Annotated in this window: 13 protein-coding genes and 2 pseudogenes; 12 read left to right on the top strand and 3 right to left on the bottom strand. The window is 27.8% G+C overall.

What is annotated here, in order from left to right; all coding sequences use genetic code 11:
• Positions 1-195 precede the first annotated feature (195 nt).
• Positions 196-1,035, bottom strand: coding sequence for an AraC family transcriptional regulator (locus tag J2Z25_RS02800; protein WP_209738168.1), 840 nt, complete (start codon positions 1,033-1,035; stop codon positions 196-198).
• Positions 1,036-1,215: 180 nt separating this feature from the next.
• Here J2Z25_RS02800 and J2Z25_RS02805 point away from each other — a divergent pair, with 180 nt between their 5' ends.
• Positions 1,216-4,233 carry a glycoside hydrolase family 2 TIM barrel-domain containing protein gene (locus J2Z25_RS02805; protein WP_342451332.1) on the top strand — a complete coding sequence of 1,006 codons (3,018 nt, stop codon included), beginning with the start codon at positions 1,216-1,218 and terminating at the stop codon, positions 4,231-4,233.
• 357 nt (positions 4,234-4,590) lie between these two features.
• On the opposite strand, the gene J2Z25_RS02810 is transcribed toward J2Z25_RS02805, so the two are convergent.
• Both J2Z25_RS02810 and J2Z25_RS02815 read right to left on the bottom strand, forming a co-directional pair.
• The gene (locus J2Z25_RS02810) at positions 4,591-5,349 is read right to left on the bottom strand and encodes a sulfite exporter TauE/SafE family protein (protein ID WP_245173032.1); all 759 of its coding nucleotides are present in this window, start codon (positions 5,347-5,349) and stop codon (positions 4,591-4,593) included.
• A gap of 149 nt (positions 5,350-5,498) precedes the next feature.
• A complete protein-coding gene (locus J2Z25_RS02815) occupies positions 5,499-6,368 on the bottom strand; it encodes an AraC family transcriptional regulator (RefSeq protein ID WP_209738172.1) in 870 nt (289 codons plus the stop codon).
• Between the two features lie 157 nt (positions 6,369-6,525).
• Between J2Z25_RS02815 and J2Z25_RS02820 the strand changes: the two genes are divergently transcribed.
• From J2Z25_RS02820 to J2Z25_RS02870, 11 genes and pseudogenes are all read left to right on the top strand, one after another.
• Complete coding sequence (locus tag J2Z25_RS02820; protein ID WP_209738174.1) at positions 6,526-8,013, top strand: sulfatase-like hydrolase/transferase; 1,488 nt, start codon at positions 6,526-6,528, stop codon at positions 8,011-8,013.
• Positions 8,014-8,025: 12 nt separating this feature from the next.
• On the top strand, positions 8,026-9,396 hold the full coding sequence (locus J2Z25_RS02825; RefSeq protein WP_209738176.1) for an MFS transporter: 1,371 nt from the start codon (positions 8,026-8,028) through the stop codon (positions 9,394-9,396).
• Between the two features lie 240 nt (positions 9,397-9,636).
• Positions 9,637-10,698 (top strand): annotated as a pseudogene (locus J2Z25_RS02830) (anaerobic sulfatase maturase); the annotation flags it as partial.
• Between the two features lie 947 nt (positions 10,699-11,645).
• A pseudogene (locus tag J2Z25_RS18535) lies at positions 11,646-11,879 on the top strand (ArsR/SmtB family transcription factor); the annotation flags it as partial.
• Between the two features lie 111 nt (positions 11,880-11,990).
• Positions 11,991-12,395 carry an arsenate reductase ArsC gene (locus J2Z25_RS02840; protein ID WP_209738262.1) on the top strand — a complete coding sequence of 135 codons (405 nt, stop codon included), beginning with the start codon at positions 11,991-11,993 and terminating at the stop codon, positions 12,393-12,395.
• A gap of 9 nt (positions 12,396-12,404) precedes the next feature.
• Positions 12,405-13,460 (top strand): ACR3 family arsenite efflux transporter, encoded by a 1,056-nt coding sequence (gene arsB / locus J2Z25_RS02845; RefSeq protein WP_209738180.1) that lies wholly within the window; start codon positions 12,405-12,407, stop codon positions 13,458-13,460.
• A 44-nt stretch (positions 13,461-13,504) separates the two neighbouring features.
• Entirely contained in the window at positions 13,505-13,702 is a 198-nt protein-coding gene (locus J2Z25_RS02850; RefSeq protein WP_209738182.1) for a DUF4177 domain-containing protein, read from the top strand.
• Between the two features lie 431 nt (positions 13,703-14,133).
• Entirely contained in the window at positions 14,134-15,066 is a 933-nt protein-coding gene (locus tag J2Z25_RS02855) for a DMT family transporter (RefSeq protein ID WP_209738184.1), read from the top strand.
• Positions 15,067-15,401: 335 nt separating this feature from the next.
• Positions 15,402-16,553, top strand: a complete 1,152-nt coding sequence (locus tag J2Z25_RS02860) for a sensor histidine kinase (RefSeq protein ID WP_209738186.1) — start codon at positions 15,402-15,404, stop codon at positions 16,551-16,553.
• A 1-nt stretch (position 16,554) separates the two neighbouring features.
• Positions 16,555-17,199, top strand: coding sequence for a response regulator transcription factor (locus tag J2Z25_RS02865; RefSeq protein WP_209738188.1), 645 nt, complete (start codon positions 16,555-16,557; stop codon positions 17,197-17,199).
• Between the two features lie 86 nt (positions 17,200-17,285).
• On the top strand, positions 17,286-18,221 hold the full coding sequence (locus J2Z25_RS02870) for an ABC transporter ATP-binding protein (RefSeq protein ID WP_209738190.1): 936 nt from the start codon (positions 17,286-17,288) through the stop codon (positions 18,219-18,221).

The following is an 18,221-nucleotide window of genomic DNA, read 5'->3' on the forward strand; positions in this document are numbered from 1 at the left end:
TATTTTTGCAAAGAAACATAAGTTTACGAATTATTTATTCAAGGTGTGAATAATGAACTTAAAATAATTATTTATATACTGAAAACTAATTAAAAAAATTTAATAGTGCGATATTAAATTGAGATATCTTAAATTACAAAAAATAGTAAATGATGATGTCATAGTAATTAAAAAGATTCCAAATTAAAATAAAATTTAATATTCTTTATTTTTTTGATGAATTTTTCTATAATTTGAAGCAGACATAGAAAAATGTTTAGAAAAAGCCTTAGAAAATAATAATGGATCACTATAACCAACTTTATTTGCAACTTCTGATATGGGTAAACTAGTTTCTTTTAATAATAGTGAAGACTTATACATCCTAATATTAATCAAATAACTTTGAGTAGATTGACCAAGATGTTTAATAAACATCTTATATAAATAACTTCTGCTTAGACTTACATGATTAGCTACTTCTTGTACTGTTATTGCTTTCATATAATTATTATTTATAAAGTCAATAGATTCTTGAATATAAGTATGAGTTAGATTGTTAGAGTATTTAAAAGATTTAGGAAATTCTGATGAAATATAATATAAAAGTAAATGTAATTTACTCAATAATAATATATCATCAGAAGAAGTTTGATTATATTTTTTTGAAATATTGCACATATCAATTATTGTATTAGGAATTTTTGATTTTTCATTAAAGTTAATAATGCAGCTATCTATGATTGAAGTTCTTTTAAGATATTCATTTATGTTTTGTCCACTAAATCCTACCCAATAATATTTCCATGGATCATCAATAGAAGGTATATATTCTACATTCATTCCTTTTAATAGAATGAACCCGTCTCCCTTTTTTAGCGTATATATTTTATTATTAATTTTAAAAACTCCACTACCTTTTGAAATGTAATGTATAACAGCATTTTTTACTACTTCATAATTATAACCAATTCCTGGTGTACTTTGTTCAATTCCACATTCATCTAAATTTGCTTCAAAATTATTATTTTTATATTTCTTCCATAAAATCTGCATTTCATCCTCCTAATATTTTTTTGGAAACATTATAACATGTTTTAGCACTATAATTCTATATTAAAGTAAACAATTATTAATTATAATATAAATGTACTTAAGTAAACGCTTTCTGAAAGCGAAAAATATGTTTATTATTCGTTATTGTAATGTATCTATTTTTAAGAAAGGGGAATAAAAGTGTTGTTAAATTCATATCATGAAAATATTTCTTTTTTGCATGTAAATATGATGCCTAGAAGAAGTTATTATGTTCCGTTTGAAAGTATTAATGAATCACTTAAAAATATAGACAGAGAAGAGCAAAAGAGATTTAAATCATTAAATGGAATCTGGAAATTTAAAATTTTCGATAATTTGGAAAATTTCGATATTAATATTGACTTAACTAATAATAATGTTGATTTAATAAGAGTTCCTTCTGTCTGGCAAGTGGATGGATATGATACTCATCAATATACAAATGTTAAATATCCAATCGGATTTAACCCACCATTTGTACCAATGAATAATCCTTGTGGGCTATATACAAGGGATTTTGAAATAGAAGACTTTTCTAAAGACAAGGATTATCATCTAAATTTTGAAGGAGTAGACTCATGCTTTTATGTATGGTTAAATGGTAAGTTTATTGGATATAGCCAAGTCTCTCATAGTATTTCAGAGTTTGATATAACAGAAGAAGTATTAGAAGGAAAAAATAAAATAGCAGTACTTGTCTTAAAATGGTGTGATGGAACTTATTTTGAGGATCAAGATAAATTTAGAATGTCTGGTATTTTTAGAGACGTATATATTTTAGAACGTTCTAAATCAAGGATTATAGATTATAAAATAACTACAGATATTGATCTAGAAAAACAAATAGGATTTTTATCATTTAAAATTATAGATAAGGTAGAGAATCCAAAAATTAGTTATTTTTTATTAAATTCTAAAAATGAAATTATTATATCTGGATCTATGATAGATGATAGTATTACTCTAAAAATAGAAGAAGTTGAACTTTGGAATCCTGAGACTCCTAATTTATATACTTTATTAATTAAGACAGATTATGAAGTTATTAAGGAAAAAGTTGGGATGAGAGTAATTTCTATTGAAGATAAGATTATAAAGCTAAATGGGGTAAGCATTAAGTTGAGGGGGGTGAATCATCATGATAGTCACCCTTTAAAAGGGTATGTAATGACAAAGGAAGATTTAATTTTAGACTTAATGTTAATGAAATGGCATAACTTTAATTCAATTAGGACAGCCCACTATCCAAAATCTCCTATTTTTTATGAGATGTGTGATGAATATGGATTTCTTGTTATCAATGAAGCTGATATTGAAACACATGGAGTTGTTGAATTATATGGACGAGGATACCTTGAAAACTATAATATGATAGCAAATGATCCTATTTATGGAAATGTTATTAAAGATAGGATTGAAGCTTCTATTATTCCCTATAGGAATAGATCTTGTATTTTCATGTGGTCAGTTGGGAATGAATCAGGATTTGGGTGCAATTTTGAGAATGGTTTAATAAGGGCTAAGGAACTAGATAATACTAGGTTATTACACTATGAAGGAGCATATTATGCAGATAAAAATAGAGAAAATGATTTTAGCAATATAGATGTTATTAGCCGTATGTATCCTAGTATTGATGAAATAAAGGATTATTTTAATAAGGGAATAGATAAACCGTTAATATTATGTGAATATGCACATGCAATGGGGAATGGTCCTGGTGGTTTAAACGAGTATGATGAATTAATTCAAGAGCATCCCGAATTTGCAGGAGCTTATGTTTGGGAATGGTGTGATCATGCTGTGCATATAGGAAAAAATAAAGAAGGAAAGGTAATGTATGGATATGGTGGAGATTTTGGAGAAAGTACTCATGATGGAAATTTTTGTGTTGATGGGTTAGTATATCCAGATCGTAATCCTCATACAGGTCTTTTAGAATATCAAAATATTAATAGGCCTATAAGAGTAGTAGAGTTAGATAAAATTAATAAAAAAGTTAAGTTAAAAAATATGATGGATTTCAAAGATGTAGGTAATTTTTTAAAAGTTAAGTACAAGCTTTTTTCAGATGGTAATATTATTACTGAAAAAGAATTGTTACTTAATACTTTAAAGGCAAGAGAAGAAAAATGGTATAGTTTAGACTTACCAGAAATACCAAATACAATTGTAACTATATTATTTGAATACATTGTAAAATTAGATTTTCTATTATATAAAGAAGACTTGATATTAGGACATGACCAGGTAATATGGCCTAATAATATAAAAAGTCTTAACTCATATAAATCTATTATAAAAGTAAATAGTGATGAAGAAAAGTTCATAATAAATGAGACATCAAAAGAAATAAATATAACTAATGGAAATTTTAATTATGTTTATGATAAAAGCACTGCATTATTCAAATTAATAGAAAATCAAAATTGCAGATTTATTAAAGATTATATGAGTTTTAAAATATGGCGTGCTCCTACTGACAATGATAGGAAAATAAAGATTGAGTGGATGGAAGCTGGTTTTGATAGGGTAGAAACAAAAGTATATAAAACAACAATAGAAAATATGACAAATTGTATAATAATTACAAGTCATTTAAGTCTAATACCTATATATCGTGAAAAGATATTAGATATTATAGTTAAATGGTTTATACTACCAAATGGATTAATAAAATGTGAAATTAATGCAATTAAGAACGTTAATTTACCTTTTTTGCCTAGGTTTGGGGTTGAAATGAAATTGGATAAATCTTATGAAAGTATAAGCTATTTTGGATTAGGGCCTTATGAAAATTATCAAGATAAGCATTATGCTAGCTATTTAGGAAGATTTAATACAAGTGTTTCAAAAATGCATGAAGATTATATTCGTCCTCAAGAAAATGGAAGTAGAAGCTTATGTAAGGAAGTTAAAATTTATAATAAAGACTCTAGTATTTATGTTGTGTCTCATGATGATTTTAGTTTTAATGTATCTCATTTTTCAACTGAAGAGTTAACAAATAAAAATCATAATTATGAGTTAATTCAAGATGATGGAACTTACCTGATAGTTGATTATAAGCAAAGTGGAATAGGTTCAAATAGCTGCGGACCGGAACTAGACAATAAATATAGACTAAATGAAAAAGAAATAAACTTTACATTTTATTTAAGATTTGAACAAAAGTAATACTTTTTAATATAGAAATAAATAATCAAGACCACCCGTCAAACGGGTGGTTTATTCTGTGCCTATAATTCTCTGTTACCGGCTGTGCTACTCACACTCTAAACAGTTTTTAAAACATATATTTTTATGGCTGCCACTAATAGGGCGCTATACTTTGGCGCAAAAAATATGTGGTATTTACAATTATAGTACTATTATTATCCATATTGGATAACTCCTTGTATTATATTTTTGGTTGGCAAGCCTACTATAATTCTACAATGGAGTTTTTTTATTTCTGCTACTCGCACAGATCAATACTTTAGTATTATAAAGAATAAAATAATTAGGACCGCTAATTTGACTGGCGGTCCTGATTTAAATATATTTGAAAATATTATAAATATTAATACATATGATTAACAACATCACAACAATAAATAATTTGTCTAGCTTTTCATTATTCATTTTTCTACTCAATACATTACCAATAACTCCACCTAATATTCCACAGAATATCATTAGTAATAAAATAGTGACATCAAAGTAGGGAATATTCCAAGTTATTATTGTGGATGTAAGATTCGATATTTGAGAAAACATAATTACATATATTGAATACATTGTGGCTTCACGAGTACTCATTGAGAAGAAATGGAATAGTACTACCAAATTAATCGGGCCTCCTCCAATTCCAAGGAAAGAAGACATAATCCCCAAGATTAGTCCAATAAGGAATATTATTAGTTTACTTTCAATATTAAGGGTGAGAATCTTGTATTTATGAATTGTATATATTAGTGTTCCTAATGTAATGATTAATAAAATGATTGCCTGGATTGCCCCAATTTTATTGCTGTCGGGAAATGATTTTAAGATATCTTGAAATAATGAATTACCGATTATACCCCCAATAACACTACCAAATGCTAAGATAGTTGCAAGTAATTTATTAAATATAAATTCATTCTTGCTTTTAATATTCTTACTTAATGAAACTATTGACATGGACAAAACTGCACAACCTGATAAAAAGGAAACTGTTTTTACAGACATGATTCCAATTGCATCTAGTACTGGCTTTATTATAACTCCTCCACCAATTCCACATATCGAACCAATGATTGATGATAACATACATACACAAATAATAATAATATATACCATTTTGCTACCTCACTTTCTATTTTAATTAATTAAAATATACTTATGAGTATAGCAATGTACAGCTTTTAAGCTATAGATTTTAATGACTCTTATATGTACAATTCTGCTTTTTTAAGTAATCATGTAGAAGAATACCATTCAGGTGTACGTGATTCTAATAAATATTTTTTAAATTTGCTTGGTGACATTCCTGTTGATTTTTTAAAAACCTTACTGAAATAAAGGGAATCTTGAAAACCTACTATAGAGGATATAGTTGAAATATTCATAGTTCCTTCTTCAAGAAGTTCCTTTGATTTTTCTATTCGAAGTTCATTTAAATAACTCATAGGAGAAATGCCCATTTGTTTTTTGAATTTATGTGAAAAATAGCCTTCGCTCAATTTACAATAGTCAGACATTGATGAAATAGTCCATGCTTCCATATATTTTTGATTAAGTTGAATTACAAGTCTATCTATTGAAAAATCATTTCCAATAGATAGAAGGTCGGCTTGGGACAATCTAGAAATCATAGCAAGCATAAAATATAAATTACTTACTACAATATCTTCATAACGATTTTTTTTTAGCTGAAGTTCTGTAATAATCGATTGGAACAATTGTTTTAATATTAAATTTTCTCCTATATAACAATTTTTTATTTCAAATTTATTGATAAGGGTTTCACATTTTTCTCCAGTAAAATGAATCCAATATATTTCTGGCTGCTCTTTAGCATAGTAAGAATATACTTGGGGTTCCAGTGGTTTAAATAGGATGATATTACCACTAGATAATAACTTCCATTCATTATCTAATAAATAATGCCCTGATCCTTTGTGTACATATATAATTTGATAGTCTAGCCTTCCATTGGAGCGAGCTTGATGATAATCTTTAGTTTTAAAAATTTGTTCACCACAACAATTTACCATTAATGGAGTATTATTATCATTATATCCAATAATTCTTCGTTGATTTCTTAAGTGTCCGGAAATATTAATCATAGTCGTACCCTCCTTTTTTTGAATACAATAACATAGAAAAGCAGAATTGTCCATATTGAAAACATTTTCTGATATAGGATTATCTATGTGCTATAAGTATAATAAAATTGCAAAAAAAGAAAAATATATATTGTTAAATATGAAAGGAGAAATAAGTTTGAAAAGACAGGTAGTTTTTTTGATGACTGACACAACAAGAAAAGATATGTTAGGTTGTTATGGTAATTTAGATATGAAAACTCCATATTTGGATAAGCTAGCATATGAAGGTATAAGATATGAAAATGCATATTCGTGTCAACCAGTATGTGGACCAGCTAGAAGTGCGATTTTTACTGGAACATTTCCACATACCAATGGTATGGTATCTAACAGTATTGCAATGGGTGCTAATGTAAAAACACTTGGTCAGAGGCTAACAGATAATGGTATTGAATGTGGTTATATTGGTAAATGGCATTTAGATGGTGGGGATTATTTTGGATTGGGAGTTTGTCCTGAAGGATGGAATCAAGATTATTGGTATGATATGAAATGCTATTTGGAGGAATTACCAAAAGAAGAAAGAGTAAAATCTAGAAATCCAGAAACAGCATATGAAGAAGGATTTTCTGAAGATTTTACATATGCTCACAGATGTTCAGATAGAGCAATCAGATTTTTGAATGAATTTAAAGATCAAGATTTCTTTTTAACTGTTTCTTATGATGAACCACATGGCCCATCTTTGTGTCCAGCACCATACAATACAATGTATGATGGATTCAAATTTGATAGATGTCCAAATTTCCAAGATGATTTATCTAAAAAGCCTTTCATGCAGCAAGTATGGGCAGGAAATAATATCAATGCAACTGAAGAGGAGATTAATAAACCTTCTAAGGGATTATCTTTATTTTTAGGTTCTAATTCTTTTGTAGATTATGAAATTGGACGAGTTTTAGAGGTGATTAATAAACTTGTACCAAATGCTTTAGTTATATTTACTTCTGATCATGGAGATATGCTTGGAGCGCATAGGCTATTTTCAAAAAATGCTACAGCTTACAAGGAAGTTGCTAATATTCCGCTGATTATAAAAGGGGGAATAAAGGAATTCGTATGCAAGGAACCAGCCTCTCATATTGATTTAGCTCCTACCATAATGGATTACTTTGGATTACCTATTCCAAAATTACTTGAAGGACATAGTATGCTGAAGCAAATCTATAATCCATCAGAGAAAATAAATGATGTTGTTTTTACAGAATTTACTCGCTACGAAGTAGATCATGACGGATTTGGTGGTTTACAGATAATGAGAGCTGCAATTAGCAAAAAATATAAGTTGGTAATTCATTTATTAGATACGGACGAATTCTATGATTTGGATAAGGATCCTTATGAGATAAATAATCTAATAATGGATGAAGCATATGAGAAAGAACGAAATGAATTACATGATATTCTCATTAATCATATGAATGAAACACGTGATTTGTATAGGGGATATCAATGGTCTATGCGACCTTGGAGAAAAAATATCACTCCTATATGGGATAATGAAGGTTATACCAGACAACGTGAAAATGAAGAGTATGAGCCTAGGCAATTAGATTATAATACAGGATTGCCAATGGAGAATGCAGTCAGAAGAAAGAATTAAGGAGAAAATAAAATGGGTGAGAAGAGATATTTAAAATGGTATAATAAAGTTGGTTATGGTTCGGGAGACATTGCAGGAAATGTGGTTTTTGCTTTTGTATCATCATTTGTTATGATTTATCTGACAAATAGTATTGGGTTAAATGCTGGTATTATTGGTAGTTTAATTGCTGTTTCAAAACTATTTGATGGAATAACTGATTTGTTTTTCGGAGTTATGATTGACAAGACAAACAGTAAGATTGGAAAAGCAAGACCGTGGATGTTAGGTGCATTTGTAGGATGTGCAATTACGTTAGTTGCTCTTTTTGCAATTCCAGTTGAGTTAGGAGAGTTTGCAAAATATGCATGGTTCTTTATTGCATATGTCCTATTACACGCAGTCTTTTATACGGCAAATAATATTGCATACTCTACATTGACAGCTTTAATAACTAGAAATAGTAAAGAGCGAGTGCAAATGGGATCTATACGATTTATATTTGCGTTTGCTACAAGCCTTTTAATTCAGACAATTACAGTTAGTGCGGTAGAGGTATTTGGCGGGGGGGCTACTGGTTGGCGTACAATTGCAATTATTTATGCCATTATTGGATTAATTGTAAACACAATTTCTGTTTTTTCAGTAAAGGAATTACCTGCTGAAGAACTTTATGATACAACTCTTCAGAAAGGAGAAAAAAAAGAAAAACAATATAGTTTTATTGAAATTGTTAAATTATTAGTATCAAATAAATACTATCTGATTATTTTAGTTGTTGATGTCTTACGACAAGTTTATTCTGCAATGATTAACATGGGTATTTATTTTATGACATATGTATTGGGAAGTGAAAAATTATTTGGAGTATTTTCTTGGGCAATTAATATTCCTATTATTATTGGTTTATCCATTACTCCTATGATTATGGCAAAAATGAATGGGCAGTATAAAGTAAATGCAGCAGGATATGTAATTGCGGCTATTGGACGTACACTTGTTGTAGTAGCAGGATATATTGGTAACTTGCCATTGATGTTGGTATTTACTGGACTAGCTGCCTTTGGTATGAGTGCTTTTCAGGGAGGTTTAAATGCCCTTATCGTACAATGTTCAGAGTACACATATTTGAAAACACGTAAGAGAATTGATGGTTCTATGTATTCATGTACTTCTTTCGGATTGAAAATTGGAGGTGGAATTGGAACAGCGATTGCAGGATGGTTACTTGCATATAGTGGCTTTGATGCTTCCTTGGCAACTCAAAGTCAATCATGTATTAATATGCTTTACATTATGTATCTTTGGATACCTATGTTCATCAATATTATTATTGCAATTTTGTTGATGGGATTAGATGTTGAGAAAGCAAATGGACGTTTAAGATCAAAAATTGAGGCCTAGTTTTTTATATAATTGACTAATTGTATTATGATAAAGGTTGATGTTTGTTCATTAGCCTTTATTAATTTTAAAAGTTCAAGTATGCTATAGATTGAAAAATTACTTATATTCATTTAGTTAGTGTAATCTTTGTATAATCAGAATTATTATGTATGGTTTTATAATGGAATCTGAAAATAATTAATTGATAAAGAAAATAGAAAAAAAGTGAAGGAGATAGGTATGCCAAACATTACGGTTATGATTAAGCCAGCATCAGGATTATGTAACATAAGATGTGATTATTGTTTTTATTCAGATGAAATACAAAATAGAGAATCTCCATGCTTAGAAATTATGGATTATGAAGTAATTGAGCGGGTCGTACAAAAAACGTTGTCTTTTGCAACTGGGCATTGTAATTATTTATTTCAAGGTGGAGAACCAACATTAGCAGGAATTTCTTTCTTTGAAAAATGGTTAGAATATGAGAAACGTTATAATGTAAATAATGTAGAGATAAGTCATTCAATCCAGACGAATGGTTATTTATTGAATAAGGAGTGGTGTGGTTTTTTATCTAAAAATAGGTTTCTTATAGGGTTATCTATTGATGGGATTAAATCAACACATGATTTATATAGGAAAGATTATTCAGGGCAGGGGACTTTTGAAAATGTAATAAATTCAGCCAATTTGCTTAAGGATGCAAATATAGAATTTAATATTTTAACAGTGGTTAACAGTAAAACAGCTCCTGAGATTCAGAAGATCTATGAGTTTTATAAAAAGCAAGGATTTATATGGCAGCAGTATATAGCTTGTCTAGATCCAATAGGAGTAGATCAAGGAAAAAAAGAATATTCTCTTACGCCAAAAGTATACGGACAGTTTTTGATAGAGCTATTTAAGATGTGGGAAAAGGATTTTTATCAAGGCACGCAACCATATATAAGGCAGTTTGAAAATTATATAGGAATACTTATGGGAGCGCCTATAGAATCATGTGAGCAAAGAGGAAGTTGTAGTTTTCAGACTATAGTGGAAGCTGACGGTAGTGTATATCCTTGTGATTTTTATGCTATGGATTCGTATAAACTAGGAAATTTTCTTGTTGATACTTTTGATAACATTAATCATCAACGAAGGATAATTAGGTTTGTTGAACAATCTTATAATCATGCAGAAAGTTGCAAAAATTGTGCTTATTTTGGAATTTGTAGAGGTGGGTGTCGCAGACATAGAGAACAGTTTTGCGAGGAAGAAGGGATTAATTATTTTTGTGAAGCATATAAAATGTTTTTTGATGAATGTTTATCAGATATAAAAAAAATAGCAATTCAATGCTTGAAATACGATAATAAATCTAGTTTCAGAATCAACAGCTAGCCATAGATAATATCTTTCACAATTAATGAATACAAAATTGTATTGAAATAATTAGTGAAAAGTTAAGAATATCAATATGTAGAGGTGTTAAGTTTATGACTTAATTATAAATATAAAATATATAATATTATATATGAAAATAGAAAAATTGATTAATACAGAGAAATGAAATATAATCATTAATATAATGCATATGAATGAATAAGCTTAGAGCATAGATTCGGAAGAATAGAATTAATTGCATTATTGCAAGGCGATATGAGCATAGAAATTTAAGAGAAGAAATTAAATCAAACTCGGGAAATACGAATATTTTTAAGACTTATAAAAAAAGATGTAAAAGCATGCATTGTTAATCTATGAAATTAGCAATAGGCTTTTTACATCTTTTTTATATGGAATGTGTAAGTCTATTTGTCGTAGATATAAGTTGCAAAACTTTGCAATAATGAGTTTTTCAAAAGTTCTTTATTTTATAGTAAAAAATTATAAAGACAAAGAGCATTAGATAAAACAATAGATTCTATTGGAGAGGGATGTGGAAATTATTCAGTGATTAGATTAACATTTCTTCATTCAGGAATAAAAGCTATAAATTCTGGGAATGGAGAAGGTGATTATCCTATGATGGGGAGTATATTATAGTAATTGATAATGGGTAATGAATAATTGATAATTATGGATTATTAATCTTAACAATATTTTTTGTTAAGATTTTTTTTATTTATTTTTAATGGTAACAAATTATATTCTTATCCGTATATATAGATATATATCAATATATATTATTAAAATTCTACTTTAATTTATTGTATATTGACATATTATGCATGGGAATTTATAGTTATAAATAGATATAAATCTATATAAGGGGTGAATTTATGAATAATAACTATGAAGAAAATGCTAAAATATTTAAAGCATTAGGAGAGCCTAATAGATTGAAAATATTAGATATTTTATCTTGTGGAGAAAAATGTGCTTGTGAGTTGTTAGAAAGTTTTGAGTTTACTCAACCTACATTGTCACATCATATAAAGGTTTTAACTGAATGTGGATTAGTGTTATCTAGAAAAGAAGGAATATGGAATTATTATAAATTACATATAACTAATGCTAACAGATTAATCTTAAATTTAATGAATATTATTACTGATACAGAAGATTGTGTTTGTAAAGAAAAGGAAATGAATTTTAAAAATAATAAGAAAAAGGAGAAACTAAAAATGAAAAAGAAGGTAGCATTTATATGTGTTCATAACTCTTGTAGATCACAAATGGCGGAGGCATTAGGGAAATTATATGGAAGTGATGTTTTTGAAAGCTATTCAGCAGGTACTGAAACTAAGCCACAAATTAATCAAGATGCAGTAAGAATAATTAAGGATTTATACAATGTAGATATGAATGAAACTCAAAAATCTAAATTACTTACTGATATACCAGATATAGATATTGCAATAAAAATGGGGTGTAATGTTGTATGTCCTACTATATCAGCTAACCATATAGAGGATTGGGGATTAGAAGATCCTACAGGAAAGTCTGATGAAGAATTTATTAAAATTGCCAAAACTATAGAAGAAAAGGTTAGGGATTTAGTAAGAAGAATTAATGAAAATAAAATATAGGAGGTAAATATGGGGAAAGAAAATGGTGGAAATGGATTAGGTATATTTGAAAAATATCTAACAGTATGGGTTGCATTTTGTATTGTAATAGGTATTTTAATAGGACAGTTACTGCCTATTATACCAGAAACATTGAACAAGTTTGAATATTACAATGTATCAATACCAGTAGCTATCTTAATATGGCTTATGATATATCCAATGATGTTAAAAATAGATTTTTCAAGTATTTTAAATACTACTAAAAAACCTAAAGGACTCATTGTAACATGTACTACAAACTGGCTAATAAAGCCATTTACAATGTATGTAATAGCAGCATTTTTCTTACTGATAGTATTTAAAGGAGTTATTGCGTCAGATTTAGCTAAGGAATATTTGGCAGGTGCGGTTTTATTAGGAGCAGCACCTTGTACAGCAATGGTATTTGTATGGAGTCACTTGACTAAAGGTGATCCAGCTTATACCTTAATTCAAGTAGCAGTAAATGATTTAATCATTTTAATTGCATTTACACCTATAGTAGCATTTTTATTAGGTGTTAGCGATGTTTCAATACCATTTGCAACCCTAATATTATCAACTGCATTATTTGTTGTAATTCCTTTAGTACTAGGATATATTACTCGAACTATAGTAGTTAAAAATAAAGGAACTGATTATTTTGAAAATATATTTTTAAAGAAGTTCGATAACGTAACAATAGTAGGATTACTTTTAACTTTAATAATATTATTTTCATTCCAAGGTGATACTATATTAAGTAATCCAATTCATATACTATTAATTGCTATTCCCCTTACAATACAAACATTTTTTATATTTGGATTTGCATATATTTGGGCAAAACTTTGGAAGTTACCTCATAATATTGCAGCACCAGCAGGTATGATAGGAGCAAGTAATTTCTTTGAACTTTCAGTTGCAGTAGCTATTTCTCTTTTTGGATTACAATCAGGTGCTGCACTAGCAACAGTTGTAGGAGTATTAGTTGAGGTTCCGGTGATGTTAACATTAGTTAAGATCGCAAACAAAACAAGAAAGTGGTTTCCTATTGAAAAATAGGGGAGAGTACATTTATTAATAATAGAAAGGAGGTTGTATATTTTATGAAATGGGAATATAAAGTTGTTGAAATAAGTTCAATGAAAGGTTTAGGAAATTCAGAGGAATTACAAAAAGAACTTAATGATTATGGAAATTTAGGCTGGGAGCTAGTTGGAGTTTTAACGAAGCCACATGAAGGCGTAGGATGGATTCCAAAACCTGACGATGGTTCAGTAATATTTAAAAGAGAAATTGTCTAATTATAAGAAGATAAAAAATTATTAATTTGTTTAATAAAATATAGAATTATGTAATAAAGGTGAGTGTATGGTTTTAAATATAAAAATAGCCAGTATAGAATTAATTAATGGTCCGCTAAAACACATAAATTAAATTTTATATACTAGCCAATTTTATTATATAATATATAGAGGAATAGAGTAAAGTATTATATTTGCTCTATTTTTATGCTTATAATCAATAAAAGTAATATATTAATTACTAGATAGTATGGAATAATAAATGTAACTACTTAAGTAATAATTTGGATTACCTTAATTATTGAGTTAAAGATATTAGGTTGCTTTTTATTTGTATAAATATATTTTAAGATAGCGAACTTTTTTATATAAATAAGTGTATAATAAGTTCTATGAAATTTATAAAGTGTTGCAAGAAGGGATGAAGATATTTGGATAAATCAAAATTTTATACTAAAAGATTAAATATAATTATAATAGCAATAATTTGTACCTTCTTATGGGGAAGTGCTTTTCCTGCCATTAAAGTAGGATATGAAATCTTTAATATAGCAAGTAGTGATGTAGGTGCAAAACTTATATTTGCCGGATATAGATTTTTCTTGGCAGGAATTATTGTATTAATAATAAAGCTATTAATAAAGCAAAGCATCTTTGATTTAACTTTTAAAGATATGAAGGAAATTACAATATTAGGACTTGGACAAACAACTCTTCAATATATATTTTTCTATTTAGGAATGACATATACTACTGGAGTAAGAGGTTCAATTATAAATGGGACAGGTACATTTTTTAGTATTATATTAGCACACTTTATTTATAAAAATGATAAGTTGAATTTCAATAAGATTTTAGGATGTATAGTAGGATTTGCAGGAGTTATAATTGTAAACCTTGGAGGATCTTCAGTTTTAGAAGGTGGTTTTTCCTTTAAAGGTGAAGGCTTTATAATGCTTGCAGCTTTTATGCTTTCAGTTTCATCAATATACAGTAAGAAGATAAGTCAAAATAAGGATGCATATACTATAACAGGTTATCAATTAGCTATAGGGGGACTAGCTTTAATAATAATAGGATATATATTAGGAGGAAATCTTATAAACTTTAATATTAAATCTACTTCATTATTACTATATATGGCATTATTATCATCAGTAGCATTTGCATTATGGTCACAACTTTTAAAATACAATAAAGTTGGGGTGATTTCTGTTTTCAACTTTTTAATTCCTGTCTTTGGAACTATACTTTCAGCTATAGTACTTAAGGAAAATATATTTGATATAAAGATACTAATTGCTTTAATATTAGTTTGTGCTGGAATTTATTTAGTATATAAAAAGAAGGAAAGTGTAAATTAGATATATAGCTTATAAATAAAATAACTGTAATAAAGTTTATAGCTTTGTTACAGTTATTTTTTTATAGGAATTATAATATTCTTCATCCATGCATACATTCATAACTTTCACATACATAACCGCATGATTGTCACTTGATACAAGGTCTATATCCAAAACATATTTACAAATTATATATATTCACCAATATGAAAATATGTTGTATCATTATCTTATATAGTTTCAATTTTGCTGTTTTATTTAAAGATGTATTATAACTATTTTTAATACTATAATTTTATTTATGTAAATTAATTAATTGAAACAGAGACAATAAAAAAGATTTGGAGAGAAATATGGGGAAAAGTAAAGAACTATTATTGATACGATATATATCATTTATTATTTTAATAGCTCAAATTTTTATTGAAGAAAAAAATACAAGCCTTATTAGTCTAATATTTATTTTGATGTTTATAATAAACAATAATCTTAGAATATTTTACTTTAGAAATGATAAATTAACTATTTTTTCTATGATTGGTGAAATAATAATATCACCAATAGCTTATTTAAACTTTGGAGGAAGCATTTTATTTTATTTAATAGGAGTAACTATAGATGTCTTTACATTAAAATTTGAAAAAATAAAATATATCTTTTTGATTGTAATATCTTTAATATCACTATCTAGTAAATTTAATAAAAATATAGAAGATGGGTTTATCAATTTAGTTATTATGTTTATTTTTATAATTCTTTTAAATTACATATCTAGATTGCATAATACAAAAAGAGAAGCTCAAAGGTTATATGATAAGCTTAGAGTATCTGAGGAAAATTTAATTGAAACAAAAAAGCACCTTGAAGAATGTCTTACTTCAATAGAAGAGTTAACAGTACTTAAGGAAAGAAATAGAATATCAAGAGAAATACATGATAGTGTTGGACATTCTTTATCAACAGCTATGATTCAGCTATCTGCAATGGAAAGTATAGCCGATAAAGAAGGAAGCATGCTAAAAGATATGGCAAGTAACTTAAGAGATTTTATAAATGAGAGTTTTCAAGATGTTAAAAGGGCAGTAAGTGAACTTAAATCTGATGACTATGATAATTACAGAGGATTAATTAGAATTCAAGAGTTGTGTAAGAACTTTGAAAAGATGTCAGGTGTAGAAGTGAATATTATTTTATCAAAGGGTGATTGGACTCTTTCTACTAAACAAAGCACTCACTTATATAGAATAACTCAAGAAGTTTTATCAAATGCTTTAAGACATGGAAAAGCATCTAAGATTAAAGTAATTATGAACTTTACAGAAAATGATTTTGTAATATCTTTTAAAGATAATGGCATAGGAACTGATATTATAAAAGAAAGTGGATTTGGACTTAAAAATATAAGAGAAAGATCTGAAGAAATAGATGGAATAATTGATGTAAGTTCAGATATAGGAAAAGGATTTTTTATAAAGCTTGTAATTCCTAGAGAAAAGGAGAATTAGGATGGGGAAAATTAAAATATTAATTGTAGATGATGAAAAACTAATTAGAGAAGGCTTAAAAATTATGCTTTCAACTTTTGATGATATAGAAGTGGTTGATACTGCTGAAAATGGATATAAAGCTTTAGAGGTGTGTAAAAATAAAGATATAGATGTAGTTCTTATGGATATAAGAATGAAGGATTGTGATGGAGTAATGGGCACTAGACTTATTAAGGAGCAATTTACTAAGATTAAAGTTATTATATTAACTACATTTAAAGATAAAGAATATATTCAAGATGCATTAAAATATGGAGCTTTTGGATATTTGTTAAAGGATAGTTCTCATCAGGTTATTTATGAAGGAATAAAAACAGCTTATATGGGAAATATGGTTGTTCATCCTGATGTTGCAAATGAAATTCTTAGCAATAACAATCATAATTTAAATAATAAAGAAATAAAAAAATATGATTTTTCAGATAAAGAATTACAAATTATTAAATATATTGCTGAAGGATTAACTAATAAAGAAATCTCGGAAAAACTTTATTTATCAGAAGGGACTATAAAAAATAATATTACAAATATTTTAGCTAAGTTAAACCTTAGAGATAGAACACAAATTGCAATTTTTGCATTTAAAAACAGAATAGTGACTTAAGTCATTTATATAATGACTTGTAGTGATAGCAAGCCCCCTAGCTTTGTCTTATTATATAATTAAGATAAAGCTAGGGGGTATTTTTAATGAGTATAATAGAAGTGAAAAATGTTACAAAAAGATTCAATGACAAGTTAGTTTTAGATAATGTAAGTTATGAAGTTAATAAGGGAGAAATATTTGGATTTATAGGACCCAATGGAGCAGGAAAATCAACTTTAATAAATATAATGACTAGTCTTTTATCACCAGATAGTGGAACTGTTAAGATTTGTGGGTATGACATTTTAAAAGAGCCAATAAAGGCTAAAGAATGTATAGGCTATGTACCGCAAGATATTTCGTTAATAGAAGAGTTAAATGCTTATGATAATTTAGAATTTTTTGGTGCCTTATATGGGTTAAAAGGAAAGGAACTTAAAGAAAGAATAAATGAAGCCTTAGAAGTTACAGGGCTTCAAGAAAAGAAAAAAGAAAAAGTTAAAAAATTTTCAGGCGGAATGAAGAGAAGACTTAATATTGCAGCTGCTATTATGCATCATCCAAAAGTGTTAATAATGGATGAGCCTACTGTTGGAGTTGATCCTCAATCAAGAAATCATATATTTACTTTTACAAAAAATATCTGTAAAGAATGGGGGACAACAGTTATATATACTTCACACTACATGGAAGAAGTTGAAGAACTATGCAGGCGAGTATTTATTATAGATTTAGGTAAAGAAGTATCTTATGGAACAAAAGAAGAAATAAAATCCTCAGTCTTTCCCAATAACAAGGTGATAATAGAAGCTAGTGATGTTACAGCAGAAGTTCTTCTAAATATAGAAAAATTAATAGGGGTAATAAAAGTTAAAGAACAAGATGATATTATTTCATTAACTATAGATTTAAATTTTAAGCTTCATAATGTACTTAGTATAATAGAGCAATATGGAGTTAATGTAAAAAAGATAAGCTATGAAGATGCACGACTAGAGGATGTATTTTTAGCCTTAACAGGAAAGAAGTTAAGGGATTAG

Source organism: Clostridium tertium (genome assembly GCF_017873245.1).
Classification (GTDB): Bacteria; Bacillota; Clostridia; order Clostridiales; family Clostridiaceae; genus Clostridium; species Clostridium tertium.